This window comes from Streptomyces sp. NPDC088706 (assembly GCF_044752765.1).
In the GTDB taxonomy this organism is placed as follows: domain Bacteria; phylum Actinomycetota; class Actinomycetes; order Streptomycetales; family Streptomycetaceae; genus Streptomyces.
In genome coordinates, this window is record NZ_JBIVLW010000003.1 from 296281 (window position 1) to 319117 (window position 22837).

Genomic DNA, 22837 nt, shown 5'->3' on the forward strand with positions numbered 1-22837 from the left:
AGGCGAGCGGTTGCGACCCCTCCGGGGGTGATCACGGCCCACGACCACCGGTGACCGCATCTACAACCGGCTGAGGGCGTTGCGACCCCTCCGGGGGTGATCACGGCCCGGGCCTGACCGGCGGCATGCTCATGCCGCGGATCATGTTGCGACCCCTCCGGGGGTGATCACGGCCCCTCCCTCCAAGCGTGGCCGGTCCCGAGCCATCACGTTGCGACCCCTCCGGGGGTGATCACGGCCCCCGCTTACAGATGCTCTTGAGTGCGTAGTCGATCGTGTTGCGACCCCTCCGGGGGTGATCACGGCCCGCCCACGATCCGGAGACCTGCCTGGAGTCTCCGGACGAGTTGCGACCCCTCCGGGGGTGATCACGGCCCCGAACACCAGGGCCGCCTCGTAGCCGAAGAAGTCCGGTTGCGACCCCTCCGGGGGTGATCACGGCCCACGGGGCGGCCCCGAGGGCGTCGCGCTGCGGCCTGCGTTGCGACCCCTCCGGGGGTGATCACGGCCCTCGTCGGTGCCGGTCCAGCGGATGTCGAGTTCGGGTTGCGACCCCTCCGGGGGTGATCACGGCCCCCCCGAGGGTAAAGTCGCAGGTCACGGCCCCCCTCTAGCCCCTCTTCGGCACCGGTTGTGCAGCAGTCCATCGGTAGTGCATCAGCCCAGGTCACAGCGGTTCAGAGGATGTCGCCGGGGCCGCCCAGGTCAACCCCCAGGGTGGTGGATTCGATCATGTCGGGGGATCTGGCGGCGTACGTGACGATGCTGTCGTAGTCCGGGTCGATCGTGGTCTTCAGCGCAGCCATCAGCGCTCGGTACTGCGCTGAGCTGAGTTCGCCCTGGAAGACGCTTCGCTGTGTCCAATGAAGATACTTTCGGCACGTCTTGAGGACCTTCGGGTTACGTTCAACCGCGGTGTCGTAGACCAGGATCACAAAGATGGCCGCTCACCACCAGGGCCGGAAGGGCTTGTAGGGCCGGTCTTCCAGACACATCCGGACGATCTTGAGTGCTTCCAGATGGATGAGTTCCTCGTAACTGACTTTGCGTTTGAGAGTGCGGTGGTAGACCGTCGTCGCCAACTCCTCCTTGACGAGGGCGGCGACCTTCTTGCGGCCATCCTTGCTGAGGGAAGCACGGGCCACGTCCGTCTCGAAATCCGACGGTTTCAGCCTCTTTTGGGCAGCCGCCCGTTTCAGGAGCCGCTCGGCGAAGAGGGGCTTGAACGGCTCGGCCAGATCGAGCGCGAGGGTGTTGCGGCGGCGGTCGGTGTCAGCGTGCAGGAAGCCGATCGCTGGGTGCAGCGGTGTGGTGCGCAGAGCCGTGAGGACGCGGGCGTAGACGAGCGTGTTGAGGTAGCTGACGAAGGCGTTGCCAGCATTGGTCGGTGGGCGGCGCGTGCGGCCGTTGAGGCGGAGCCAGGCCGGCAACTGGGTGTCGAGGACGGCCCAGGCGGTTCGGCGGAAGTTGCCTTCCTGGCCCATGATCGCGTCGCTGTCGCGGCACTCAGGCAGAGCGGTGCGCAGTGATTGGAGGGCCGGGTTCAGGATGTCGGTGTCCAGCGCCCACCGGAGGTTCTCCGCTGTCGCAAGGACGAGCGCGCGGCCGGTCGCCGCACGGTGCTCGGGAGAGCCGGTGATCTCCACCTGCCTCCGTACAACGCTGGCCGACGACATGGATTCAGAAGGGCTGAAGTGCCCGGCGTGGTTGCCGTAGTGATCCAGGACGTGGAGGGCGACGCCGTTACGGCTCAGGAGGGAGAGGGCTGATGTATTGATGTCGACATGGTCGAAGGTGATGAGGTCGCGGATATCGGTGATGGGGATACGGACCGGGTTGCCGTCGGCTCGCTCGATGCGGACGCTGTTGTCCTCGCGGCGAATACGGCAGGGTTCGGTCAACCAGTAGGTGCGGCCGACGGCGGGCATCAGTCTCCCCAGCAGTAGTCGAGGTAGGAACAGCGGCGGCAGTTGGCGCGGGCAAGACGGGCCGGTGGTTCTTCGGCTGCGATAGTGACTCGGGCGCGGGCCTCGGAATCTTCGGCTTCGGTGCGGGCGGTGCTGTCCCAGGGAACGTCGGTGGTGCGGCGGATCAAGGGGTAGTGGACGGTTCCACCGCGTACGGCGACGCCCCGGCGCTCCAGCAGGAGGCAGTAGTGGCGTACCTGCGCAGCGTGGGCAGGTGAGGGAGCCCGCGAGGACTTGGTCTCATGGACGATGGCGCCGGTGGTGACCCAGTCGATCTTCGCCTCACCGAGGTCGATGTCGCGGCGGCGCGAGAAGCTCGTGTCATCGACGACTTCGCCGAACGCGACGAGGTCGCTGCGCTGCTCAGGCCGGTAGCCGCGGGTGTAGAGCCAGAGCTGACGCGGACAGTGATGGAGATACTTGATGTGGACGCCGCCGAGCTGGACTTCCTCATCCCCTGCCCCGCCGGCGGAAGTCGTCACAGTGGTCACAGGATGGTCTCCGGCTCCAGCGGTGGTTCAAGCCCCGTAGCCGCGTCGTAGACACCGTCGATCACATGCACTCCCAGTTCCCGTTCGAACTCTGCGTTGTACGTCTTGAGCTGGCCGTACCGGAGTGGGATGAGCAGACCCGTCGCGCGCAGCGGGTGGCCCTCCTCTCCGGTGGTGAGGTCGCGGTACTCGTCGATGTCTTCACGGAGCAGCACCTCGGTGCTGTCGAACTGCTCACTCAGCTTCTCGGCGAACTCGGTCCGGTCGTGGAACGGATCGGTGAAGGTGAGGAAGGTGCTGGCGAAGTCGTCCCGCGCCCGGCGAGCCTTCGCCTCCCAGGACCTGCCCCAGTCGGTGTCGTAGGCCAGGCGGAGGAGCGTGTCGATGTCTTCTTCGCTGAGTGTTTCCCTGCCCTCCGCGGCGAGTGTGGTCAGCGCTTCCCAAGATGCGGCGACAGCGGCGTCCTCGTACGGCCGACCGGCCGGCGTACGGTGGACGCGGAATTCCACGGCCCCTTCGGGGTGCAGGCCTCGGCGGTTGACGCGCCCCGCGCGCTGAGCCACGGCTTCGATCGGCGCGTTCTCCACAGCCCCACGGTCGAAGTCCAGCTGCAGGGACACCTCGACCACCTGCGTCGCTATGGTCAGTCCGCCTCGGCGGGAGCGGCTGCCACCCGCGACACGTTCGGGATGGCGTCGCAGCAAGTTCCCCTCGATGGCGTCACGGTCGCCGTGCCTGAAGCGTGAGTGCAGCAGCAGGGCGGCGTGCGGGTCATCGGGCAGACAGGCCCGGGCGCAAACCGCCAGCTCCTCATACAGGGTCTGCGCGGTAGCCACCGTGTTCGCAACCACGATCACGCTGTGCCCCTCTTCCAGCCAGGCACGCAGGCGGGCGACGCTCTCCGGGACGGTGAGGGGGTTCTCGTCCAGGAGGAGCCGGTGGCGGACCGGGCTGGTGCCCTGCGGTGCGCGGTGGCACTTCACCGGCTGGGTGAGGGTCTCTTCGATCAGTGCAATCATCGGCGGGGCCAGCGTGGCGGAAAGGACGGCGACGCGGCTGCCGAGCCGTTCCCACAGGCTCATGGCGGCGCAGAGCCGGCCGAAGACCTCCGCTTCGTAGGCGTGGAGTTCGTCCAGGACGAAGACCGAGTTCACCTGTTCCAGGAGTACGGAGGAGTAAGCGGGACCGGCGATGGCACCCCTTAACAGCTGGTGCGGAGTAGCGACGCGCAGGCGCTGGGTGAACAGACGCATAGCGCCGGCACGGGCCCGCGCCTGGCGGGCCATCGCCGCGGTCGGTACGACGTCTCGGCTCGCATCCCCGTCAGGGCATTCGTCCTCCGCCGCCTCGCCGAGAAGCGTGTGAGCGACAGTGCCGTGAAGGAGTCCGATGTCCGGGGTGTCTTTCCCCGGCGCCGGGTCCAGGTCGCGCGCAAACCTGCGGCGTGCCGCATTGAGTGACGCCCGGTACGGCAGGGTCCAGACGACGCGGGGCAGGCCTGGCATCGTACGCATCTGCTGTGCGGCCCAGGAGAGACCCGCTTCCGTCTTACCGCTGCCGGTGGGTGCCACGAGGATGAGGTGTCCGTCGGTGGCTGCAGCATGTCGTTGGTGGGGGTAGGGAGGGTAAGGGAGCCGTTGGAGGTAGTCGGTGGGCAATGGCATGTGGGTCTGCAGGCACTCATGCGCGGAACCGGCATGGTCGGCGAGGGTGAGGGCGCCCTGGGCGAGTACAGCGAGCAGCCCTTCGTCTGCTGCGACCGGTTGGCGCCAAGTGGTGAGCAGGTGGTCGAGGACGCGGTGGGCGCGGTCTGCCACCGCGGGACCGTCGGGGGAGAGTGTGGGCGGGTCCATGTGCAGGGCGCCGGAGAACCAGGCGAGGAGTTCCCGATGCAGCTTGCGGGTGACCTGGATGTGCGAGTCTCCGTTCGGGCATGGAGTGCAGGTGAAGGCTTCCGCCCACCGCGTGCGAGAGTTGTAGAGCTGCGAGAGGCTCTGCTTTCCCCTGCCTGAAGCGGAGTTCCCCGCATGCAGGGCCCTGTGGTGGGTGGCGACGAGTGTGGCGATCACCAGCCGGTCCTCATCACTCCACGTCCCTGCGGAGGTGAGCAGGTCGACGTAGGCCAGGGAAAGCACCTCATGGCGCTGTCCCCAGAACGGTCCCCCGGGCCGTAGTTGCTGCTGGAAGCCCTCGGCAACCTTGCCCGTGTCGTGGAGCAGGGCTGCTGTCCGTACCCGTGCCCAGAACGCCGGCTCGGTGGCCAGTACCCCGGCCGTTGCGACGCGTTGTTCGATCTGCGCCACTGTGTCGTGGACGATGCGGGAGTGCGTGGTCAGCCGCTCAGGGTCGTGTGTCGGTGCGGACTTGGCGCGGACATCGGCGAGGGTACGCGGCGCGAGCCTCGGGGTCAGGGGGTGAGCAGCCATACCGCCTGTCCTGTGTCGTCCTCGTACGCGTCCCGCACCGGGTGCGGCCCGGTGGGGGTGTCACACCACAGGTAGTCGGACCATGTGGTGGAGAGCCGGTCCGTTGAGACGCTCGCCGCCATACGGTGCACGGTCGCCTGGGGTACGTCATGGCCGTCCATCGGTGCCAGCGCGTGATCGATGGTCGCCGCCGTCACCGGACGCAACGTAGTTCGGCGAAGCTTCAACGGATGGACGAGATCCTGAGACCGTCCCAGGCGCAACGGCCAGCGCGGGCGACGGAGTGCTTGCGCAATGCGGTCGCCGTCCGGTCCGGGCAACCAGATCGTGAGATGTACGTGAGCCAGGAAGGGACGGTCGCGAATGGTCATGCCCCCCTTGATGGAGCGCACGCGGCCGGAGACCGCCGGGTTGGAGCCGTCGGCAGAGATGGGGTGGTATGTCTCGGCGTCCACACCGGCGCCGTCCGAGCGGGCGGCCATGCCAAGGGACAGAGGCTCGGTGCGCTCTCCGGTGGCGGCGGCCAGCAACCCCCGTACGGTCGAGGGTGGGGGCAGCGGCAGGCCGTGACTGAGCCCGGGAAAGAGAGGGTTGCGAAAGGAGGCGACGGGGGCCCAGAAGTCCGCGCGCCACGCTGTTCGGGGTGCGCTCTGCACCGGCATGGGGTTCACCGGGCGGGGTCGTCGAACCAGCCGTCCAGCCGGCCGTCCCGGAATTCGGCGGCCAGATCGCGAAGGATCGTGCGGGGGTGGTCGATGACGATGGTGCCGTCCTTGATCTCCTGGGCACACTCCTTCTCGAAGTCCTCCCGCATCAGGTCGCGGAAGCCGGGGCGCCAGCCCATCCGCACCGGGGCCTCCCATTCACCGTCCCATGCCTTCAGCTCCTTGCGCAGCACCTCACCCCGCACCCTCAGGCCGGCCCCTTCCTGCCCGTCCACACAGTGGGCCAGCGGGTTGATGCCTCCCTTGAACGGAACCATCACCAGCAGGGCAGGGACGCGGTCCCCATAGTGGAGGGCCTGTTTGGCACCGCCGCTCAGGTGCGCGAGCGCCTCCAGGAGGAGGGCGGCGCGGCTGCGGCGTTCCTCGATCGGCAACCGGATGGCCGGCTGGTCACGGAAGATGCCCGGCGAGGCGCCGGCCTGAGCTGCTTCAGCAACCTGCATGGCCTCTTCCTCGCTGAGGTAGTTCGGGCGGCCCACGCCTCCGGCATCGGGCAGGGTGAACGTACCGATCCTCGGCAGATCCAAGAGAAACGGAGCGGCCAGGTCAGCGGTGTAGAACTCGTGTCCATGCAGAACTGGTTCGGACACACCACGCGACATCACGCCGAAGTCCTCAGTGGGATAGGCGGGTTCGACCGACATGAGGGTGCCCAGCATGAACGGGCTGTCCCGTAGCGTGGTGGCGGCGCCGTCCTTCTTGGCGCCCGCCTTCATGTAGCCGAACAGGTCGTCGTCGGCGTAACGCACAGGGTTGGCGTCGGTGTTGCCCTTCTGCGCCTTGTTCTGCGCCTTACCGACGCGAGTCACCGGTGAGGGCACAGAGCCGAGTTCGACCATGCCGTCACGTGTCCAGCGCCGTACGGCCTGAGCGGAGATGTACGGGTAGTGCCTGCCGCGGATCCGCGCGTACTTGACCCTGGCCTTGGTGTCCTCACCCTTGCCATTGTTGGGCGCGCCCGCTTCGACGGCGAGCACCATCTTCCCTGCCAGGTAGGCCACTATGCAGCTCCCAAGTCATCGTCATCATCGTCTTCGCCGCCAAGTAGCGGCCGCTCCATGAGGAGTTCGGTGCGGGCCTCGCCGTCCGGATCGGCAGGCGATTCGTTCACTGCCACGCCCCGCTCCTGAAGGAGCTCAAGCACGGTGGCGGACAGCAGCATGCGCTGCTCCCAGGCGCGCGGACGCTGCTGGATCAACGGCCGCCAGTCCTCGGGGCCGGCCTTCACATCCCGGCCGTCAAGGGTCAGGCGGAAATGCGCCTGCATCAGCAGGGCGCCCAGCTTGTAATCGCTAAGGGCGACATTTCGGTACTCGGCGAGGCGCCCCCTCGGAGCACCGCTCCCATGCTCGATCCAGTCGGCGATCACCGTCGCCACCGGTTTCAGGTCCGGGTTCATGCCCAGAATCTCCTCGGCGTAGGTAAAGGCGAGTCGCGTCAGGGCCGCACGATTCCGCAGGCTCCAAGACTTGTTCGGCTCGTCCAGAAGGAAGTGAAGCTGCAACAGCAGTGACCGACTACGGCCGTCCTCGGCCTCGAACAGCAACCTGGCCGCCTCAGCAGACCCGCTCGTGACCAGCTGCCCGTCCTTGTCCCACCGGGTCAGGGCCAGCTCCAGCAACCGCCACCCGCGCCGCGGCCCGGCGTTGCCTTCCACTGTCGCCAGGAAGAAGGGCACGGCACGACGGGTCCGTGTCACGCGCAGCCACGGTTCCTGGTTGTCGTTCTTGAAACTCCACAGCGCGGATCCGGCGACCGACAGATCCGGCCCCAAGGACTTCAGGGCCCGCAGGACCACTGCCTCGGGCCGAGCCCCAGCTCCGAGGCCACCGAACCCAAGCTGCATGATCCGCTTGGCACGCAGCACATTGCGAACGACGAATTCGCGCTCGACCGCATCCTGTTCACAGGAGAGCACGGTCGCCGACCCGGCGGTAACCCACGCTCCGTACGGCAGGGCCCAGGTGGCGATACGACAGCCGCGGCAAATCGGCCAGCCGGCGACGCCTGGCGGCAAGGTGTTGAGCGCCTTGTTCGTGTCGTACATCGGCAGGTTCGACTTCGTCCACGCCACAGCGGCGGGCCTACCACAGAACGTACAAGGCCAGATCGGGGAGGCCGGAGGATCGGGCACGAAGAGCCCCGCGATCTCCGGCTCGAGGACACCACGGTCGCGGTGCCGCTTGCTGTGTGTGGCCTTGGAGTTGGGGTAGAGCGCAAAGAGGACCTTCCACCAGTCGTACGCGGCCGAATCCTTCGGCGCCACGGCGGCGGCCGTCACATCCTCGACCAGCCGGGTGGCCACGGCGTCCAGGTCAGCTTCAGTGATCTCGGACAGGTCTGCCCGGTCGGCCAGCACCACGACTGCCCAGGCACCCGCGCGCTGGAGCGGGTGGCTCGTCGCGGCGAGCCGCGGGACGTCGACAGCTAACGCGCTCACCGGATCCACCCGAAGCCCTGGAGGGTGTCCAGCCCGAGCCCCCAGGACCGCAGAGCCTCCACGAACCGGGGGTCGGCCTCCATGGCCACCCGGACCTGCGCGCCGATTCGCGGCGCCCCCCGCACGGTGAATCGCCGACGGGGCCCCGCCTCAAGCACGCGCAATCCACTCGGCGCCGGGAGGACCACGACCGGAGTCGCGGTCTCCATCTCCACCGGCCCATCCGGCGCCGAAGCCCCGACGTCAACAGTGAAGCCCCGCACCTTCAACCGTGCCGGACCCCAAACGATCTCGGTACGAGAAGCAAGCGCCGATACCAGAACCGCCGCGATCTCCGGCACCGGCGACCCCAGCCAAACGGACCCGTCCCGCGACGTCGTGTAGACCCCACGCTTTTTGGGCGCGCCCTTGAACTGAGGTGCCGTCAGGCCCAGGGGCTTGAGCGGCTGACCTCTCCAGCCCTCATCGTGCAAGGACTTGGCCATGGCCGCATCCTGGCTGCTGAGCAATTCGTACATCACTGCGCGCGCCGGCCCGTGCACGTGCTCCCAGCCCATGCTCGGCACATCCGCGCCAACGTCCACTCTGACCCGCACAGCACCCCCAGAGCGCTACTGATCCATGCCGTGGCGCCGTGTTGATCGGCGACGACAGCACAGAAAGTAGCCGACTAAAGGAATGAGGATGCCGCTGTCTCGCAATTAGTCACGAGATTCTGTAAAACATGCTATAGAGCAATACCGCCGTACTCACGTGGTACCGCCTCTCGGCTCGACCACTGAAAGTCGTAACCTGGCGGACGCCACTGACAACTCCTCCGCGCGGCTTCCCGTCATCCGGCCCCGGTGCCTTGACCAGCGCTGATGCACTACCGTCAGGTCGCTGCAAAATCCGCCCTGGGATACCGGAGCGGAGCTTTGGTGACCAGGGGCTTTACCCTCGGGTCGTCATCACCCCCGGAGGGGTCGCAACCGTCGACCGGGCTCACCGAAACCGTCCTCCGTGAAGTCGTCATCACCCCCGGAGGGGTCGCAACGTTCCAGCCTGCACCTCGCAGGGGTCCGTGTGCTCACCCGTCGTCATCACCCCCGGAGGGGTCGCAACGTGTATCCGTGGTCGCTCATCGGCCCTGCTCCTCGGGGTCGTCATCACCCCCGGAGGGGTCGCAACCTGATCGACGCGATCCATACCGCTGCCGGGCTGGAGTCGTCATCACCCCCGGAGGGGTCGCAACCCGTACCGATCGCCTGACCCATCGCCGTGCGGGCAGGTCGTCATCACCCCCGGAGGGGTCGCAACGTCATCTGGTTGTCCTTCGACAGGACGATGACCCCGCCCGGTCGTCATCACCCCCGGAGGGGTCGCAACCACGCCTGGGAGGACGACGGCCTGACCCTGCGCCGCGTCGTCATCACCCCCGGAGGGGTCGCAACGCCTGGCGCAATGCGGCCCGTACCTTTGGGGGAGGCGTCGTCATCACCCCCGGAGGGGTCGCAACCCGCCCGCCGCGACGAGCGCGCAGCCATCGCCGCCGAGTCGTCATCACCCCCGGAGAGGTCGCAACACTGGTCGAGTACCGGGCGGGTGGGCGTGGTCATGTGTCGTCATCACCCCCGGAGGGGTCGCAACCCGGACATCGGTACGGCGCTGCTGGACGGCGCGGACTGGTCGTCATCACCCCCGGAGGGGTCGCAACCCGACTTGCCCGACCTCTTCAGCCACCTCGGCAGCCGGTCGTCACCACCCCCGGAGGGGTCGCAACACGCCGCAGCGGACGCAGGAGCCGGCCTGCCCCTGGTCGTCATCACCCCCGGAGATGTCGCAACGTGTAGCCCTCGAAGCGCGGCGGCGACCAGCCCTTCGAGCGCCTCGCGCTGTACGTCGCCGCCGTTCACCAGTCGGTCGAAGACCAGTCCGTCGACGCAGGTCAGCAGAGTGTGAGTGCGGTTCTCGGCGTCCGTCACGCCCTGCTCCGCGAGGAACAGCCGGACGGCCTCGCGGCCGGCGTTCTCACGGGGAACGAGGATCTCGCGCAGCTCCTTGTCGCGCACGCTCTCGATGGCGCAAGCGTGGCGGGCGAGCGAGCGTCGGCGGCCCTCGCCGGTGAGCCGCTGTCGGGTGAGCGTCACCATGCCGTCCACCAGCTCTTCGACGGTACGCAGAGGTGGCAACTTGTCGGCCGTCGCGTGGAGTTCCGCCTGGTCGAGCCGGACCAGATGGGCGACGAGTCCGGTCAACAGCGCGGCGCGGGTCCGGAAGTAGGCCGAGGTGGTGCCGGGTGGCATGGCTGCCTTGCGGTCGACGGCGCGGTGGGTCAGGCCGCGCATCCCTTCGTCGGCAAGGACGTCTAGAGCTGCGTCTGCCAGAAGAGTGCGCCGATCGGAAGCCATGGCCCCTTTCTACACCCGTAGTGACTCAGGATAGAGTCCGTTTCTACAAGTGTAGAAAAAAAAGGGGGCTCGGGCATGGGCAGCACGGCAGTGGTGGTCGGGGGAGGCATAGGCGGGCTAGCCGCCGCGATCGGGCTGCACCGCCTCGGTTGGGACGTGACGGTCCTTGAGCGTTCGTCCGTGCTCTAGGACGCGGGGGCGGGCATCTCGCTGGCTGCCAACGGCCTGCGGGCACTGGACGAACTCGGCGTCGGCAGGGCGGTCCGGGACGCGTCGCGGGGCCAGTACAGCGGTGGCACCCGGACGCCCCGGGGTGGCTGGCTGGCCCGGATGGACGGCTCGGCACTGGAGAAGGCGGTGGGCACGCCGATCATGGGTATTCCCCGTTCCACCTTGCACCGGCTGCTACGCGAGGGCCTGCCCGCCGGGTCCCTGGCGACGGGCTCCGAGGCGGCAACGGTCGAGCAGGTCGGCCCGGGGACGGTTCACGTCGGTTACAGCACCACGGTCCTGGAGGCCGATCTGGTGGTGGCCGCCGACGGTATCGGCAGCACAGTCCGCGGCCAACTCCTCCCGGATCACCCCGGCCCGGTCCACAGCGGCTCGACGGTGCTGCGCGCGATCACCGAGCACGTGGTCGATCTGCGTACCGACTTCGAGCCGACCTGGGGCCGGGGCGCGGAGTTCGGTCACATCGCGCTCCTGGACGGGAGGGCCGAGTGGCACGCCGTCCTCAGCCTTCCCGTCCGGACGCGGTTCGCCGACCCGCTGACCGAACTGCGCCGGCGGTTCCACACCTGGCACGACCCGATCCCCGCTCTGCTCGACGCGACCCGGCCCGAGGCCGTGCTGCATCACGACGTGAACGAACTCCGCACGCCTCTCCCCTCCTATGTGGTCGGCCGGATCGCGCTGCTCGGCGACGCGGCCCACACGATGACCCCCAACCTCGGACAGGGCGTCTGCCAGGCACTGGAGGACGCGGTCACGCTGGCCGCTGCCCTCGGTGCCGAATCCACCGTCGAGGCCGCGCTCGCCCGCTACGAGGCCGAGCGCCGGCCGCGGAGCCAGGCCGTCGCACGAGCCGCCCGGCAGGCCGGGAGCATGGGCCAGCAACTGTCCCACCCGCTGGCCGTCACCCTGCGGAACGCGGCGATGCGACTGACACCGTCCCGGATCGCCACACGTATGATCTTGCGTCATCACGCCTGGGTCCCGCCGTCGCTCAACTGATCCGGCTCGCGCCCCACCACCTCACCACCGGCCACCTGTCGGTCTCGTTGTTGGCGGGGGCACGGCGGGCAGGTGCCCGGGGGCTTCCTGATCTTGTTCCGGACGTACGCTGCCGGGATCGCACCCCTTCCGCCCTCATCTGGGAGCCCCGCGTGAGCCGACCGCCCGCACCGCAGGCCAAGAAGCCCTTCCTGTACGTCGTCGTCTGCGCGGCCGGTATCGCCGGTGAGGTCGCACAGCTGATCACGGCGGCCCAGGAGCGCGGGTGGGAGGTCGGCGTCGTCGCCACTCCGCAGGGGCTGGGCTTCATCGACGCGCCGGGCGTCGAGGCGCAGACCGGGTATCCGATCCGTTCGGCGTGGCGGTCTCCCGGCGATCCGCGTCCGCTTCCGGACCCGGACGCCATCGCCGTCGCACCGGCCACGTTCAACACGATCAACAAGTGGGCGGCCGGGATCTCGGACACGTTGGCCCTGGGCATCCTGTGTGAGTCGTACGGGTTCGGCATCCCCACCGCCGTCCTGCCGTACGTGAGTTCCGCCCAGGCGGCCCATCCCGCGTACACCGAGAGCCTGCGGAGGCTGCGGGACATGGGCATCCTGGTCGGGGCCCACGAGCCCCATCATCCCAAGTCGGGTGGCGTAGCGGGTCAGTTCCGCTGGGAGGAGGCGCTGGAGCTGCTCATGCCCCGCTTGTCCCAGCCGCGTTGATCGCCCGCGTCGAGGGTCGCAACGCTCGCACAGGAGCGGGTATCCGGACGGAAGCGGTGACGAGGCCGGCGTGCGGCGCCGGATCGTCCTGCTTCACCAGCCGCCCGTGGACATCGCGTTGGGCAGACGCCCCGCCGCGCAACGGCTCGGCTTCTTCACACTTTCCGCGCCTTCCGTGCCGTGCTCTGTGGCACGGTGGATCGACTGGTGACTCGGATGCCCGAGCGTCCGCGTAGGGGGATCCTCATGCGTTTTCGCACCGCCGCGGCCTCTGCCGCACTCGTCTTGTGCGCCGCGACAGGCGCTGCCGCCTGTTCCTCCTCGTCGGGTGGTTCTGAGAGCACCCGGCCCGCCGGACCCGCGGCGCCGTCCGACCCCGCCCCGGTGGAGGGCATGGCGGGGAACATCGAGACGGGTACGCGTCAGGCAGGGCAGCCCCAGTTGGAGGGGCAAGGTGTGACGGACCCCGCGGAGTGCGCGGTACCTGTCGATGAGATTCCGGCGTCGTGCGCCCTCGACCTGTCGTTCTCCGGGAGCAGCGACGGGCAGCCGGCTGCCGAACCGCCCGACGCGCGGTAGGCCGACCCCGGCATCCCGGCGGCAGGAGGGGCAGGCACCTGAGGGTGCCTGCCCCTCCTGCCGTGCGTTCGGACTCGTCGGTAACTTCCACCGCGCGGGGAGATCCCTTAGCCTCACATCCTGTTCACATTCAACAATGGGTGGCTTCTAAACAGGAGTCAGGTGCGGGGGTAGTGAAATATGCGTGAGAACTGGCGCATAAAGGTGAGCGCTCTCGCTGGTGCGTCAGCACTGGCGTTCTCGGCTCTCACGGTGACGCCCGCGCTGGCCGAGGATGCGGTGGACAGCCTCCAGGAAGTGCAGATGCCGGCCGATGTGAAGATCGTGGAAGGCGTCGCCCCGGAAGCCGGAACGGACCTCCCCTCCTTTGAGCCCGAGGCGGATGCCCCCTCCGCCGTTCAGGCCTCGGCCAAGGCCGTTCCGTCGGCGAACACGTGCCTCGGTTCCACCGCCGCCTACGGCGTCAAGGGGTGCCTTCAGCACAACGGCGACATCGTCTGGTCGGGCGACACGAAGAAGGACGGCATGTCCGCGGCCGTCGGGGTCTACACCGACTACGGGCGCGCCGCCGAGGTCTGCATCAACAAGCTCGGGGTCAACACCTGGGCGACCTGCGACAAGGATTACCGCGAGGCCGGGAACGTACGCCTGCGGGTCCTGCGCTACGACGGCGACACCGGCAAGTTCTACCAGCCCGAGACGTGGTCCGGCTGGATTCCGGTCGACGGGAAGTACTGACCCGCAGCCTGTTAGGCCGGTCGACGGGAAGTACTGACCCGCACCCCGTGAGGCCGGTCGACGGCCAGGCTCTACCCCGCGCCGGGCCGGTCCGTCGAGGCAGGCCCCCGTGCCGCCGGGATCAGTGATCATTTCAGGCCAACCGATAAGGTAATGGCCTGATAAAGAGATCGCCAAGTGCGCCGACGCAGCGACGCACGTCTCGGGAGGAAGTCATGGGAACCCGTCGCACGTCACTGCCCGGAGTGGGTGCTCAGTATGACTTCACCACCGAGACGGGGCAGCACATCTCCGTCGTCGTCCACCACGACGGGCGGCGGTTCATCGGGTTCTACGAACAGGACGACCCTGATTCGTGCCAGTTGTCCGTGCCCCTGACGACGGCCGAGGCCACCGCGCTGGCCCACCTCATCGACCCCGCGCCCATCGACGCCGTACGGACCGAGGGCATCGACCTCGTCACCGAGCACATCCCGCTCGGGTCCCGTTCCCCTTACGGCGGACGGCTGTTGGGGGAGACGCGGGCGCGGACCCGGACCGGGGCGTCCATCGTGGCGGTGCTGCGTACGCACAGCGCGCACCCGTCGCCGGAGCCGGACTTTCGGCTCGCCATCGGGGACACGCTCGTCGCCGTGGGTACGCGTGAGGGCGTCGACGCGCTCTCCGACATCATTGCGGAGGGCTGACCGTGCATGACACGACTGCATTGCTGGTGGAGCTGGGTGCCGTCATCCTCGGGCTCGGGCTCATCGGGCGGGTCGCCGGGCGAATAGGGCTCTCGCCGATTCCGCTGTATCTGCTCGCGGGGCTCGCTTTCGGCCACGGCGGGCTCATCCCGCTCGACGCCAGCGAAGAGTTCACCATGGTCGGCGCCGAGATCGGCGTCATCCTGCTGCTGCTCCTGCTGGGGCTCGAGTACAGCGCGTCCGAGCTGGTGACCAGCCTGAAGACGCAGTATCCGTCCGGGGTCGTCGACCTCGTCCTCAACGCGACGCCCGGTGCCGTCGCCGCCCTGATCCTCGGCTGGGGGCCCGTCGGCGCCGTCGCGCTCGCCGGAGTCACCTGGATCTCGTCGTCGGGCGTGATCGCCAAGGTGATGACCGACCTCGGGCGGCTCGGTAACCGCGAGACCCCCGTCATCCTCGGCGTCCTCGTCATGGAGGACCTGGCGATGGCGGTCTACCTGCCGCTGCTCACCGCCATGCTCGCCGGTGTCAGCCTCGCGGGTGGCAGCCTCGCCCTGCTCATCGCCCTCGGCACCGTCGGCTTCGTCCTCTACCTGGCCCTGCGCCACGGCCGCCTCATCAGCCGCGCGGTCTCCTCCGACAACCCGGAGATGCTGCTCCTGGTCGTCCTCGGCCTCACCGTGCTCGTCGCCGGTGTCGCCCAGCAGCTCCAGGTGTCCGCGGCCGTCGGCGCGTTCCTCGTCGGCATCGCCCTCTCCGGTGAGGTCGCCGAGGGGGCCCGCAAGCTGCTCACCCCGCTGCGCGACCTGTTCGCCGCCGTGTTCTTCGTCTTCTTCGGGCTCTCCACCGACCCGGCCGACATCCCGCCGGTGCTGCTGCCCGCCGCCATCCTGGCCGTCGTCACGATCCTCACCAAGATCTTCACCGGCTGGTACGCGGCCCGCCGGGCCGGCATCGGTTCGCGCGGACGCTGGCGGGCGGGCGGCACGCTCGTGGCGCGCGGTGAGTTCTCCATCGTCATCGCCGGTCTGGCCGTGGCCACCGAGCCGCGCGTCGGGCCGCTCGCCACCGCGTACGTCCTGATCCTCGTCATCGTCGGGCCGCTCACCGCCCGGTGGACGCAGCCGATCGTCGAGAAGATCCAGGCCCTGCGCGACGGCGACAAGGTGGATCAGGGCGGTGCGGCACAGGAGGTGGCCAAATCCGCTCCCGAGCGCCGGCTCGCCGACCACGACGAACTCACCCCCGAACCCGCGGGCGATACACGCGGCGACTGATCCCGCCCGGCCCCTGCTCCGGCCGGTCCGGGCCGCCGTCACCACGGCTGCCCGGGCCGGCCGTTGTGCTGTCGGGAGCCCCGTCGTACGGGCCCGGGCCCGCCCGAGCTCACCACCGGTTTCGGCTTCGGCACGGCCGGCGTGGTCCAGGAGGCCGCCGGAGCAGGCCGGCCGGGGCGCCTCACAGCTCCTTGGCCGGCCAGTCCAGCAGACGGGCACCGATCACGGCCGTCTGCAGGCTGTAGCGGTGCATCGGGTCCGCCGGGTCGGAGCCGGTGAGCTGGTGGATGCGTTCCAGCCGGTACGTCAGCGCCCGGACGCTCAGCGCCAGGCGACGGGCCGTCTCGGCCGCCACACAGCCCGCGTCGAAGTAGACCGCCAGCGTCCTCAGCAGCGGCTCCGCGCCGCCCCGCGCCTTCTGGAGCGGGCCCAGCTCGCTGCGCACCAGGTCCGCCATCGCCTGCCGGTCCCGGGTCAGCACCGGGTAGACCAGCAGGTCCGAGGCGTACAGCACCGGGTCCTCCATCCCCATCCGCTCCGCCAGCCCTAGGGCTTCGAGCGCCTCGTCGTACGAGTGGACCACCCCGCCCGGGCCCTTGTGCGGGCGGCCGACCGCGACCCGGCCGCCGTCCGTCGCCGCGTGCGACTGCTTGGCGAAGTAGCGCAGGACGTCGGGCTGGCTGCCGGGGGCGATGCACACGATCCGACCGTCCTTCGTCGTCAACAGGATCTTGCGCCCGCTGAACCGGGCCAGCAGCGCCGCCTCCACACTGCGCGGCACCGCGTCCGTCTCCGTGTACGCCTCCGGGCCCGACGCCACCGCGACCGCGTGCGCCCGGGAGAGCCGCAGGCCGAAGCGGGTGGCCCGCTCGGCGAGGCGGACCAAGTCGCTCCGCCCGTACAGCAGATCGTCGATGAACTCCCGGCGCGCCGCCTCCTCCCGCCGTACGGTGAGCCGCTGCGCCCGCTCGAACCCCTCGGCGAACGCGTCGACCGCCTGCTCCACCGCGGCCAGTACCGCGTCCGTCACCGCAGGGCTGTTTCCGGCAGCCGCGCGCGGCCAGGCCTTCCGCGTCTGCGCCAGGTGCATCGTCACCAGCGCGCGCAGCTGATGGCCCGCGTCAGCCGCCTCCCGGCCCAGCGCCCGGCGCATCTCCAGCTCGTTACGCGTCAGACGGCGGCCGGTCGTGGCGACTTCGCCCAGAATCTGGGCATAGTTCCCCAACATCTCCTGGGGGATCGCGGGCTCGGCCACGGACACTCCTTCAGCCTTGCAACGGTCCTGTCATCTCACCAACGCACACCGGGCGGTGCCGGTGCCCGGCATCAGGGAGGCGTAAAGATTGCCGGAGTCCGGCAATGCGGTGGGCGGGGGCCCGATGACAGGATCAGGTCAGCAACACAACGGGGTAGCACACGGGGGAGCACGGGGGATACGGGGGAAAGGCAGCCCGGTTGCTGCGGCGCGGTTCGCAGTGCCGCAGCAACCGGGCCCCGCCACCTCCGGACCGCCCAGCCGTACGCAGCCTCCACTCGCCGTATGCGGCCTCCACTCGCCGTACGCAGCCTCCACTCGCCGTACGCGGCCTCCACCCGCCGTATGCGGCCTTCACCCGCCGTACCCGGCCTCCACCAGCCGTACTTGGCCTCCACCCGCTGACGGGCCCGGCGGCGGCGCGGTGAACCAGCCGGCCTTCCCGCATCACCGTGCGAAGATCGCACACGCTCACCCACTGATCGGGCAGACCGAGCCGGAAGGATCACGGCATGCTGGGTTTCGTGCCCCCACTTCCTCAGCAGCCAGGGCGTCCGCAGCCAGGACGAGCGCAGCCAGGACGTCCGCAGCCAGGGCGTCCGCCGTCCGCCGGCCACATGATCGTCTGCGGTGACGACGCACTGGCGCGCCGGCTCGCCGTGGAACTGCGCTTCGTCTACGGGGAACGGGTCACCCTGCTCCTGCCGCCCGGCCGTGACGCCAACAGCCCCGAGACGCCCCTGACCCAACGCGGCCGGGCCGCCGCCCTGTTCGGGCGGATGTCGGCAGCGATGAACCGCACCACGGCCACCGGGAACGGGGGCGACAACGACACCAACGCCGGGGTCGAGGCCGTCCGGATCATGGAGGCGCCCGAGCCCTCCGACGACGTACTGGAGGAGGCGGGCGTCGACCGGGCCGCCGCCCTCGCCCTCGTCTACGACGACGACGAGCGCAACATCCGCGCCGCCCTGACCGCCCGCCGCCTCAACCCCCGGCTGCGGCTGGTGATCCGGCTCTACAACCGCAAGCTCGGCCAGCACCTGGAGGAGTTGCTCGATCAGGCGGCGGCCGTCGCCATGCCCGGCATCGGCCCGGCGCTGCTGGACGCCTCCACCACGGTCCTCTCCGACGCCGACACGGCCGCCCCCGCCCTCGCCGCCACCGCGCTCACCGGCAGCAGCAAGGTCATCCAGGCCGAGGGGCTGCTCCTGCGCGCAGCCGAACGCCCGCCGCCCCGCCCCGGCGAGACGCTCGACCCGGGGTTGTGCACCCTCGCACTGCTCTCCTCCACCACCAACGACCCGGCGGGGGCCGAGGGTTCGGACAGCAGCGGCGACGAGGGCCCCCAACTCCTGCCGGACGAGCAGACCGTCGCAGCGGCGACCGGGCGCGGGACCGTCGTCCTGGAGACGGTCACCCGGGCCGACCCGGACCGTCCCGCGACCCGCATGGGCGGCCGGGGCGCCCCCCTCGCCCAGGTCTTCTCCCGGCGGCTGCGCTGGTCGGCCCTCGGCGTCGCGGCGGCCGTGCTCGCCCTGGTGGTCGCCTCGGTGCTGACCACCGAGGACAGCGTCGTGCACTCCACCTACCTCACCCTGCTCGACCTGCTGGCGATGGGCGACCCGGCGGAGGACGGACCGGACGCCCGGCAGATCATCCAGATCCTCTCCGGTGTGGCCGGGCTCCTCCTGCTCCCCCTGCTGGTGGCGGCGGTTCTGGAGGCGTTCGGCACCCTGCGCACCGCCTCCGCGCTGCGCCGCCCGCCGCGCGGCCTGTCGGGGCACGTGGTGCTACTCGGACTCGGCAAGATCGGTACGCGCGTCCTCGTACGCCTCCGCGAGCTCGACATCCCCGTGGTCGTGGTGGAGGAGGACCCCGAGGCACGGGGCATCCCGCTGGCCCGGTCCATGCACGTGCCGACCGTCCTCGGCGACGTCACCCAGGAAGGCGTCCTCGAAGCGGCCAAGATCCGCCGCGCCCACGCCCTCCTGGCGCTCACCAGCGTCGACACGACGAACCTGGAAGCGACGCTGTACGCCCGGTCGGTGAAGCCGGACCTGAGGGTGGCGCTGCGGCTGTACGACGACGAGTTCGCCACCGCCGTCTACCGCACCCTGCGCACCGCGCACCCCGGGGCCCTGACCCGCTCCCGGTCCGTCTCCCACCTGGCCGCCCCCTCCTTCGCGGTCGCCATGATGGGTCGCCAGATCCTGGGTGCGGTGCCGGTCGAGCGGAAGGTCATGCTCTTCGCCGCCCTGGAGGTGGCCGGCCACCCGCAGCTGGAGGGCCGCACGGTGGAGGACGCGTTCCAGGCGAGCGCGTGGCGGGTCCTGGCCATCGACGCGACCCCGCCCGCCGACCGCAACCCGGACCTCGCCGCACTCCCCCCGTACCCCCCGGCGGGCGGCCCTCCGCCGCCCTCCGGCCTGGTCTGGGACCTGGACCCCGAGTACGTCCTGCGCGCCCAGGACCGGGTGGTGATCGCCGCCCCCGGCGGGGCCTTGCGGAGCTGCTGCGGCGGCAGCCGGCGGTGCTGCCGCGGCAGTGAGGTCGTTGCGCCGAGGCTCCGTTCACCTGGCTACCGGAACGTGCCCATCGCCCCGTGACGGCTCGCGCGGGGAGCTACCGGAACGTGCCCATCGCCCCGTGACGGCTCGCGCGGGGAGCTACCGGAACGTGCCCATCGCCTCCCGGACCTCCTCCAGGGTCCGTTCCGCGAGCGCGTTCGCCCGCTCGTTGCCTGAGCGCAGCACCGACCGTACGTACGTGAGGTCCGCCGCGTACTCCGCCCGCCGGGCCCGGAAGGGGGCCAGGTGGCTGTTGACCGCGTCGGTCACCGTCCGCTTGAGAGCAGCGGCTCCGCCGTCGCCGATCTCCTCCGCGACCTCGTGCGGGTCCCGCTCCAGGCACAGGGCGGCCAGCAGGACCAGGGAGGAGACCCCGGGGCGGGTGTCGGGGTCGTAGGTGATGTGCCGGTCGGCGTCCGTGGTGGCGCCCTTGATCAGGCGGGCCGTCTCGTCGGCGGTGGCGCCGAGCGGGACGGAGTTGGCGCGGCTCTTGCTCATCTTGGTGCCGTCGGTGCCGAGCAGCAGGGGTGCGGCGGAGAGCAGGGCGTCCGGTTCCGGGAAGAGGTTCCCGTACCGCTCGTTGAAGCGGCGGGCGATGGTCCGGGTGAGTTCGAGGTGGGGCAGCTGGTCCAGGCCGACCGGGACCACGTTGCCCTTGCAGGAGAGGATGTCGGCCGCCTGGTGGACCGGGTAGGTGAGCATCAGCCCGCTGACCGCCGACTGCCGGGAGTGCGCGATCTCGTCCTTGACCGTGGGGTTGCGGCTCAGCTCCGCGACGGAGACGAGACTGAGGAAGGGCAGCAGCAGCTGGTTGAGCGCGGGGACGGCGCTGTGGTTGAAGACAGTGGACCGGGCGGGGTCGATGCCGAGGGCCAGGTAGTCCAGGAGCAGCCCGTCGGTGTACTCCCCCAGCCGCTCGGCGGTGTCCCGGTCGGTGAGGACCTGGTAGTCGGGGATGAGGATCATGACGTCCACGCCGAGGTCCTGGAGGCGGACCCGGTTGCGCAGGGTGCCGAAGTAGTGGCCGAGGTGGAGGGGGCCGGTGGGACGGTCGCCGGTGAGGACCCGGAAGCGGCCGGGGTGCTGGGCGAGGTGGTGCTCCAACTCGGCGCTGCGAAGCTCGGCCGGAGCGACCGGGGTGATGGCGGTGGCGGTGGTGGTGGGCATGGGTGAGGTCTCCTCGCGGGTGGTGGGTGCGTGGAGGACGGCCCTAAGGGTGGGACGCGGTGCCCCGTTCCCGTACATCGCGCCTATGAGAAGGCAGCGAAAAGGGCCGTCCATGGTGAACGGCCCTGGGTTCCGTGCAGACAGGTGCTGCGGCCGCTCCTAGGAGGAGCGCCACCAGTTTCGGCACGGCAGGGAGGTCATGGGGTCAGCGTACCGGCCACAGGCTCGGGCCGGGTGGAAAAACCGCGGCAGGGAGGTGATCACGGCAAGGGAATAGGTCGTCGGGGCGTCCCGTTGTAGGGTGTAGTTCAACGTTCAACCATTTACCGCGACACTCAGGAGGCGGACGCCATGCAGTTCGGGATCTTCACCGTCGGAGACGTCACCACCGACCCGACCACCGGCCGGACGCCCACGGAGAGCGAGCGGATCAAGGCGACCCTGGCCATCGCGCAGAAGGCCGAGGAGGTCGGCCTGGACGTCTTCGCCACCGGCGAGCACCACAACCCGCCGTTCGTCCCGTCCTCCCCGACGACGACGCTCGGCTACATCGCCGCCCGCACCGAGAACCTGATCCTGTCCACCTCCACCACCCTGATCACCACCAACGACCCGGTGAAGATCGCCGAGGACTACGCCACCCTCCAGCACCTCGCGGACGGCCGCGTCGACCTGATGATGGGCCGGGGCAACACCGGGCCGGTCTACCCCTGGTTCGGCAAGGACATCCGGGAGGGCATCCCGATGGCCATCGAGAACTACGCCCTGCTGCACCGGCTGTGGCGCGATGACGTCGTGGACTGGGAGGGCAAGTTCCGCACCCCGTTGCAGTCCTTCACCGCGACCCCGCGCCCGCTGGACGGCATCCCGCCGTTCGTCTGGCACGGCTCCATCCGCTCCCCGGAGATCGCCGAACAGGCCGCCTATTACGGTGACGGGTTCTTCCACAACAACATCTTCTGGCCCATGGAGCACACCAGGAAAATGGTCTCCCTCTACAGGCGCCGTTACGCCCACTACGGTCACGGCACCGCCGAACAGGCCATCGTGGGGCTCGGCGGCCAGGTGTTCATGCGCAGGAACTCGCAGGACGCGGTACGGGAGTTCCGCCCGTACTTCGACAACGCGCCGGTTTACGGCCACGGCCCGTCCCTGGAGGACTTCACCCGCGAGACCCCGCTGACGGTGGGCTCCCCGCAGCAGGTCATCGAACGGACGCTGACGTTCCGGGACGCGGTGGGCGACTACCAGCGGCAGCTGTTCCTGATGGACCACGCGGGGCTCCCGCTGAAGACGGTCCTGGAGCAGCTCGACATCCTCGGCGAGGAGGTCGTGCCCGTGCTGCGCAAGGAGTTCGCCAACCTGCGGCCGGCCGGTGTGCCGGAGTCCGCGCCCCTCCATCCGGCGGTCGCCGCCGCCCGTACCGCCCCTGCCCCTGAGAAGGAGGCCTGACCTCGATGTTCGCCACCACGCCCCTGCGCATCGTCGCCGTCTCGGCCGGGCTCAGCCAGCCGTCCTCCACCCGGCTGCTGGCCGACCGGCTGGCCACCGCCACCCGCGAGCGCCTGACGGCCGAGCAGGACCGGAACGTCGAGGTCCAGGTCGTCGAACTCCGGGACCTCGCCGTGGACATCGCCCACCACCTGCTCAGCGGCTTCCCCTCGGCCACGCTGCGGGAGGCGATCGACGCGGTGACGGAGGCGGACGGGCTGATCGCCGTGACGCCGGTGTTCACCGCCTCGTACAGCGGTCTGTTCAAGTCGTTCTTCGACCTGATCGACAACACCGCGCTGACCGGCAAGCCCGTCGTGATCGCCGCGACGGGCGGCACGGCCCGCCACTCGCTGGTCCTGGAGCACGCGCTGCGGCCGCTCTTCGCCTACCTGCGGGCCGTCACCGTACCGACGTCCGTCTATGCCGCGTCCGAGGACTGGGGCTCCTCCGGCGACGAGTACACCGAGGGGCTGCCCTCCCGGATCCGCCGCGCGGGCGGCGAGCTGGCCTCGGCGGTCCTGGGCCGCACGGTCTCCGGGGCCTCCCGGGCGCCTGGGCTGGACGACGGCGATGACGCGGTCGTCCCCTTCGAACAGCAACTCGCGGACCTGCGACTGGACTGAGCCGGCCGTCCTGGCCGGCCACCCATCCGTCCGGACCAGCCCTATTGTCCGGTTTGACTACAGTGA

16 protein-coding genes, 3 pseudogenes and 2 CRISPR repeat arrays (1 of these 21 cut by a window edge) are annotated in these 22837 nt (G+C 69.8%); of the genes and pseudogenes, 8 read left to right on the plus strand and 11 right to left on the minus strand.

The window, feature by feature from the left end; all coding sequences use genetic code 11:
- A CRISPR array of direct repeats spans positions 1–574; the repeat unit is 29 nt; unit sequence GTTGCGACCCCTCCGGGGGTGATCACGGC; it begins 2086 nt to the left of the window's first position.
- 103 nt (positions 575–677) lie between these two features.
- The 9 genes and pseudogenes from cas2 to ACIQAK_RS10850 all read right to left on the minus strand — a co-directional run.
- Positions 678–935: a CRISPR-associated endonuclease Cas2 gene (gene cas2 / locus ACIQAK_RS10810; RefSeq protein ID WP_366388744.1), complete on the minus strand. Its 258-nt coding sequence runs from the start codon at positions 933–935 to the stop codon at positions 678–680.
- Positions 936–947: 12 nt separating this feature from the next.
- Positions 948–1928, minus strand: a complete 981-nt coding sequence (gene cas1b / locus ACIQAK_RS10815) for a type I-B CRISPR-associated endonuclease Cas1b (RefSeq protein ID WP_366388743.1) — start codon at positions 1926–1928, stop codon at positions 948–950.
- Positions 1928–2449, minus strand: coding sequence for a CRISPR-associated protein Cas4 (locus tag ACIQAK_RS10820; protein ID WP_366388742.1), 522 nt, complete (start codon positions 2447–2449; stop codon positions 1928–1930). The genes cas1b and ACIQAK_RS10820 overlap by 1 nt, the downstream gene beginning before the upstream one ends.
- Before the next feature lie 5 nt (positions 2450–2454).
- Positions 2455–4884, minus strand: a complete 2430-nt coding sequence (cas3, locus tag ACIQAK_RS10825; protein ID WP_366388741.1) for a CRISPR-associated helicase Cas3' — start codon at positions 4882–4884, stop codon at positions 2455–2457.
- On the minus strand, positions 4866–5546 hold the full coding sequence (gene cas5 / locus ACIQAK_RS10830) for a CRISPR-associated protein Cas5 (RefSeq protein ID WP_366388740.1): 681 nt from the start codon (positions 5544–5546) through the stop codon (positions 4866–4868). Before cas5 ends, cas3 begins: the two co-directional genes overlap by 19 nt.
- A gap of 5 nt (positions 5547–5551) precedes the next feature.
- On the minus strand, positions 5552–6589 hold the full coding sequence (gene cas7i / locus ACIQAK_RS10835) for a type I-B CRISPR-associated protein Cas7/Cst2/DevR (RefSeq protein WP_401847917.1): 1038 nt from the start codon (positions 6587–6589) through the stop codon (positions 5552–5554).
- A 20-nt stretch (positions 6590–6609) separates the two neighbouring features.
- Positions 6610–7971: a hypothetical protein gene (locus ACIQAK_RS10840; protein ID WP_366388738.1), complete on the minus strand. Its 1362-nt coding sequence runs from the start codon at positions 7969–7971 to the stop codon at positions 6610–6612.
- 74 nt (positions 7972–8045) lie between these two features.
- Positions 8046–8606: a CRISPR-associated endoribonuclease Cas6 gene (locus ACIQAK_RS10845; RefSeq protein ID WP_366388737.1), complete on the minus strand. Its 561-nt coding sequence runs from the start codon at positions 8604–8606 to the stop codon at positions 8046–8048.
- Between the two features lie 386 nt (positions 8607–8992).
- Positions 8993–9875: direct repeats of the CRISPR family, unit length 29 nt; unit sequence GTCGTCATCACCCCCGGAGGGGTCGCAAC.
- Positions 9876–9884: 9 nt separating this feature from the next.
- Positions 9885–10439: pseudogene (locus tag ACIQAK_RS10850) on the minus strand (TetR/AcrR family transcriptional regulator); the annotation flags it as partial.
- Between the two features lie 75 nt (positions 10440–10514).
- Here ACIQAK_RS10850 and ACIQAK_RS10855 point away from each other — a divergent pair.
- The 5 genes and pseudogenes from ACIQAK_RS10855 (at position 10515) to ACIQAK_RS10875 (ending at position 15662) form a co-directional block, all read left to right on the plus strand.
- A pseudogene (locus tag ACIQAK_RS10855) lies at positions 10515–11672 on the plus strand (FAD-dependent monooxygenase).
- 152 nt (positions 11673–11824) lie between these two features.
- Positions 11825–12382 (plus strand): flavoprotein, encoded by a 558-nt coding sequence (locus ACIQAK_RS10860; RefSeq protein WP_366388736.1) that lies wholly within the window; start codon positions 11825–11827, stop codon positions 12380–12382.
- A gap of 759 nt (positions 12383–13141) precedes the next feature.
- Complete coding sequence (locus ACIQAK_RS10865) at positions 13142–13699, plus strand: hypothetical protein (RefSeq protein ID WP_366388735.1); 558 nt, start codon at positions 13142–13144, stop codon at positions 13697–13699.
- Between the two features lie 215 nt (positions 13700–13914).
- A complete protein-coding gene (locus tag ACIQAK_RS10870; RefSeq protein WP_366388734.1) occupies positions 13915–14385 on the plus strand; it encodes a TrkA C-terminal domain-containing protein in 471 nt (156 codons plus the stop codon).
- A 2-nt stretch (positions 14386–14387) separates the two neighbouring features.
- Entirely contained in the window at positions 14388–15662 is a 1275-nt protein-coding gene (locus tag ACIQAK_RS10875) for a cation:proton antiporter (protein WP_366388733.1), read from the plus strand.
- 181 nt (positions 15663–15843) lie between these two features.
- Here ACIQAK_RS10875 and ACIQAK_RS10880 read toward each other — a convergent pair whose 3' ends face one another.
- Complete coding sequence (locus ACIQAK_RS10880; RefSeq protein WP_366388732.1) at positions 15844–16917, minus strand: helix-turn-helix domain-containing protein; 1074 nt, start codon at positions 16915–16917, stop codon at positions 15844–15846.
- Positions 16918–17429: 512 nt separating this feature from the next.
- On the opposite strand from ACIQAK_RS10880, the pseudogene ACIQAK_RS10885 reads away from it, so the two are divergent.
- A pseudogene (locus tag ACIQAK_RS10885) lies at positions 17430–19468 on the plus strand (NAD-binding protein).
- 118 nt (positions 19469–19586) lie between these two features.
- Here ACIQAK_RS10885 and trpS read toward each other — a convergent pair.
- Positions 19587–20654 (minus strand): tryptophan--tRNA ligase, encoded by a 1068-nt coding sequence (trpS, locus tag ACIQAK_RS10890; RefSeq protein ID WP_366388731.1) that lies wholly within the window; start codon positions 20652–20654, stop codon positions 19587–19589.
- A gap of 351 nt (positions 20655–21005) precedes the next feature.
- Here trpS and ACIQAK_RS10895 point away from each other — a divergent pair, with 351 nt between their 5' ends.
- Positions 21006–22106, plus strand: a complete 1101-nt coding sequence (locus ACIQAK_RS10895) for an LLM class flavin-dependent oxidoreductase (RefSeq protein ID WP_366388730.1) — start codon at positions 21006–21008, stop codon at positions 22104–22106.
- Positions 22107–22111: 5 nt separating this feature from the next.
- A complete protein-coding gene (locus ACIQAK_RS10900; RefSeq protein ID WP_366388729.1) occupies positions 22112–22771 on the plus strand; it encodes an FMN reductase in 660 nt (219 codons plus the stop codon).
- Positions 22772–22837 lie beyond the last annotated feature (66 nt).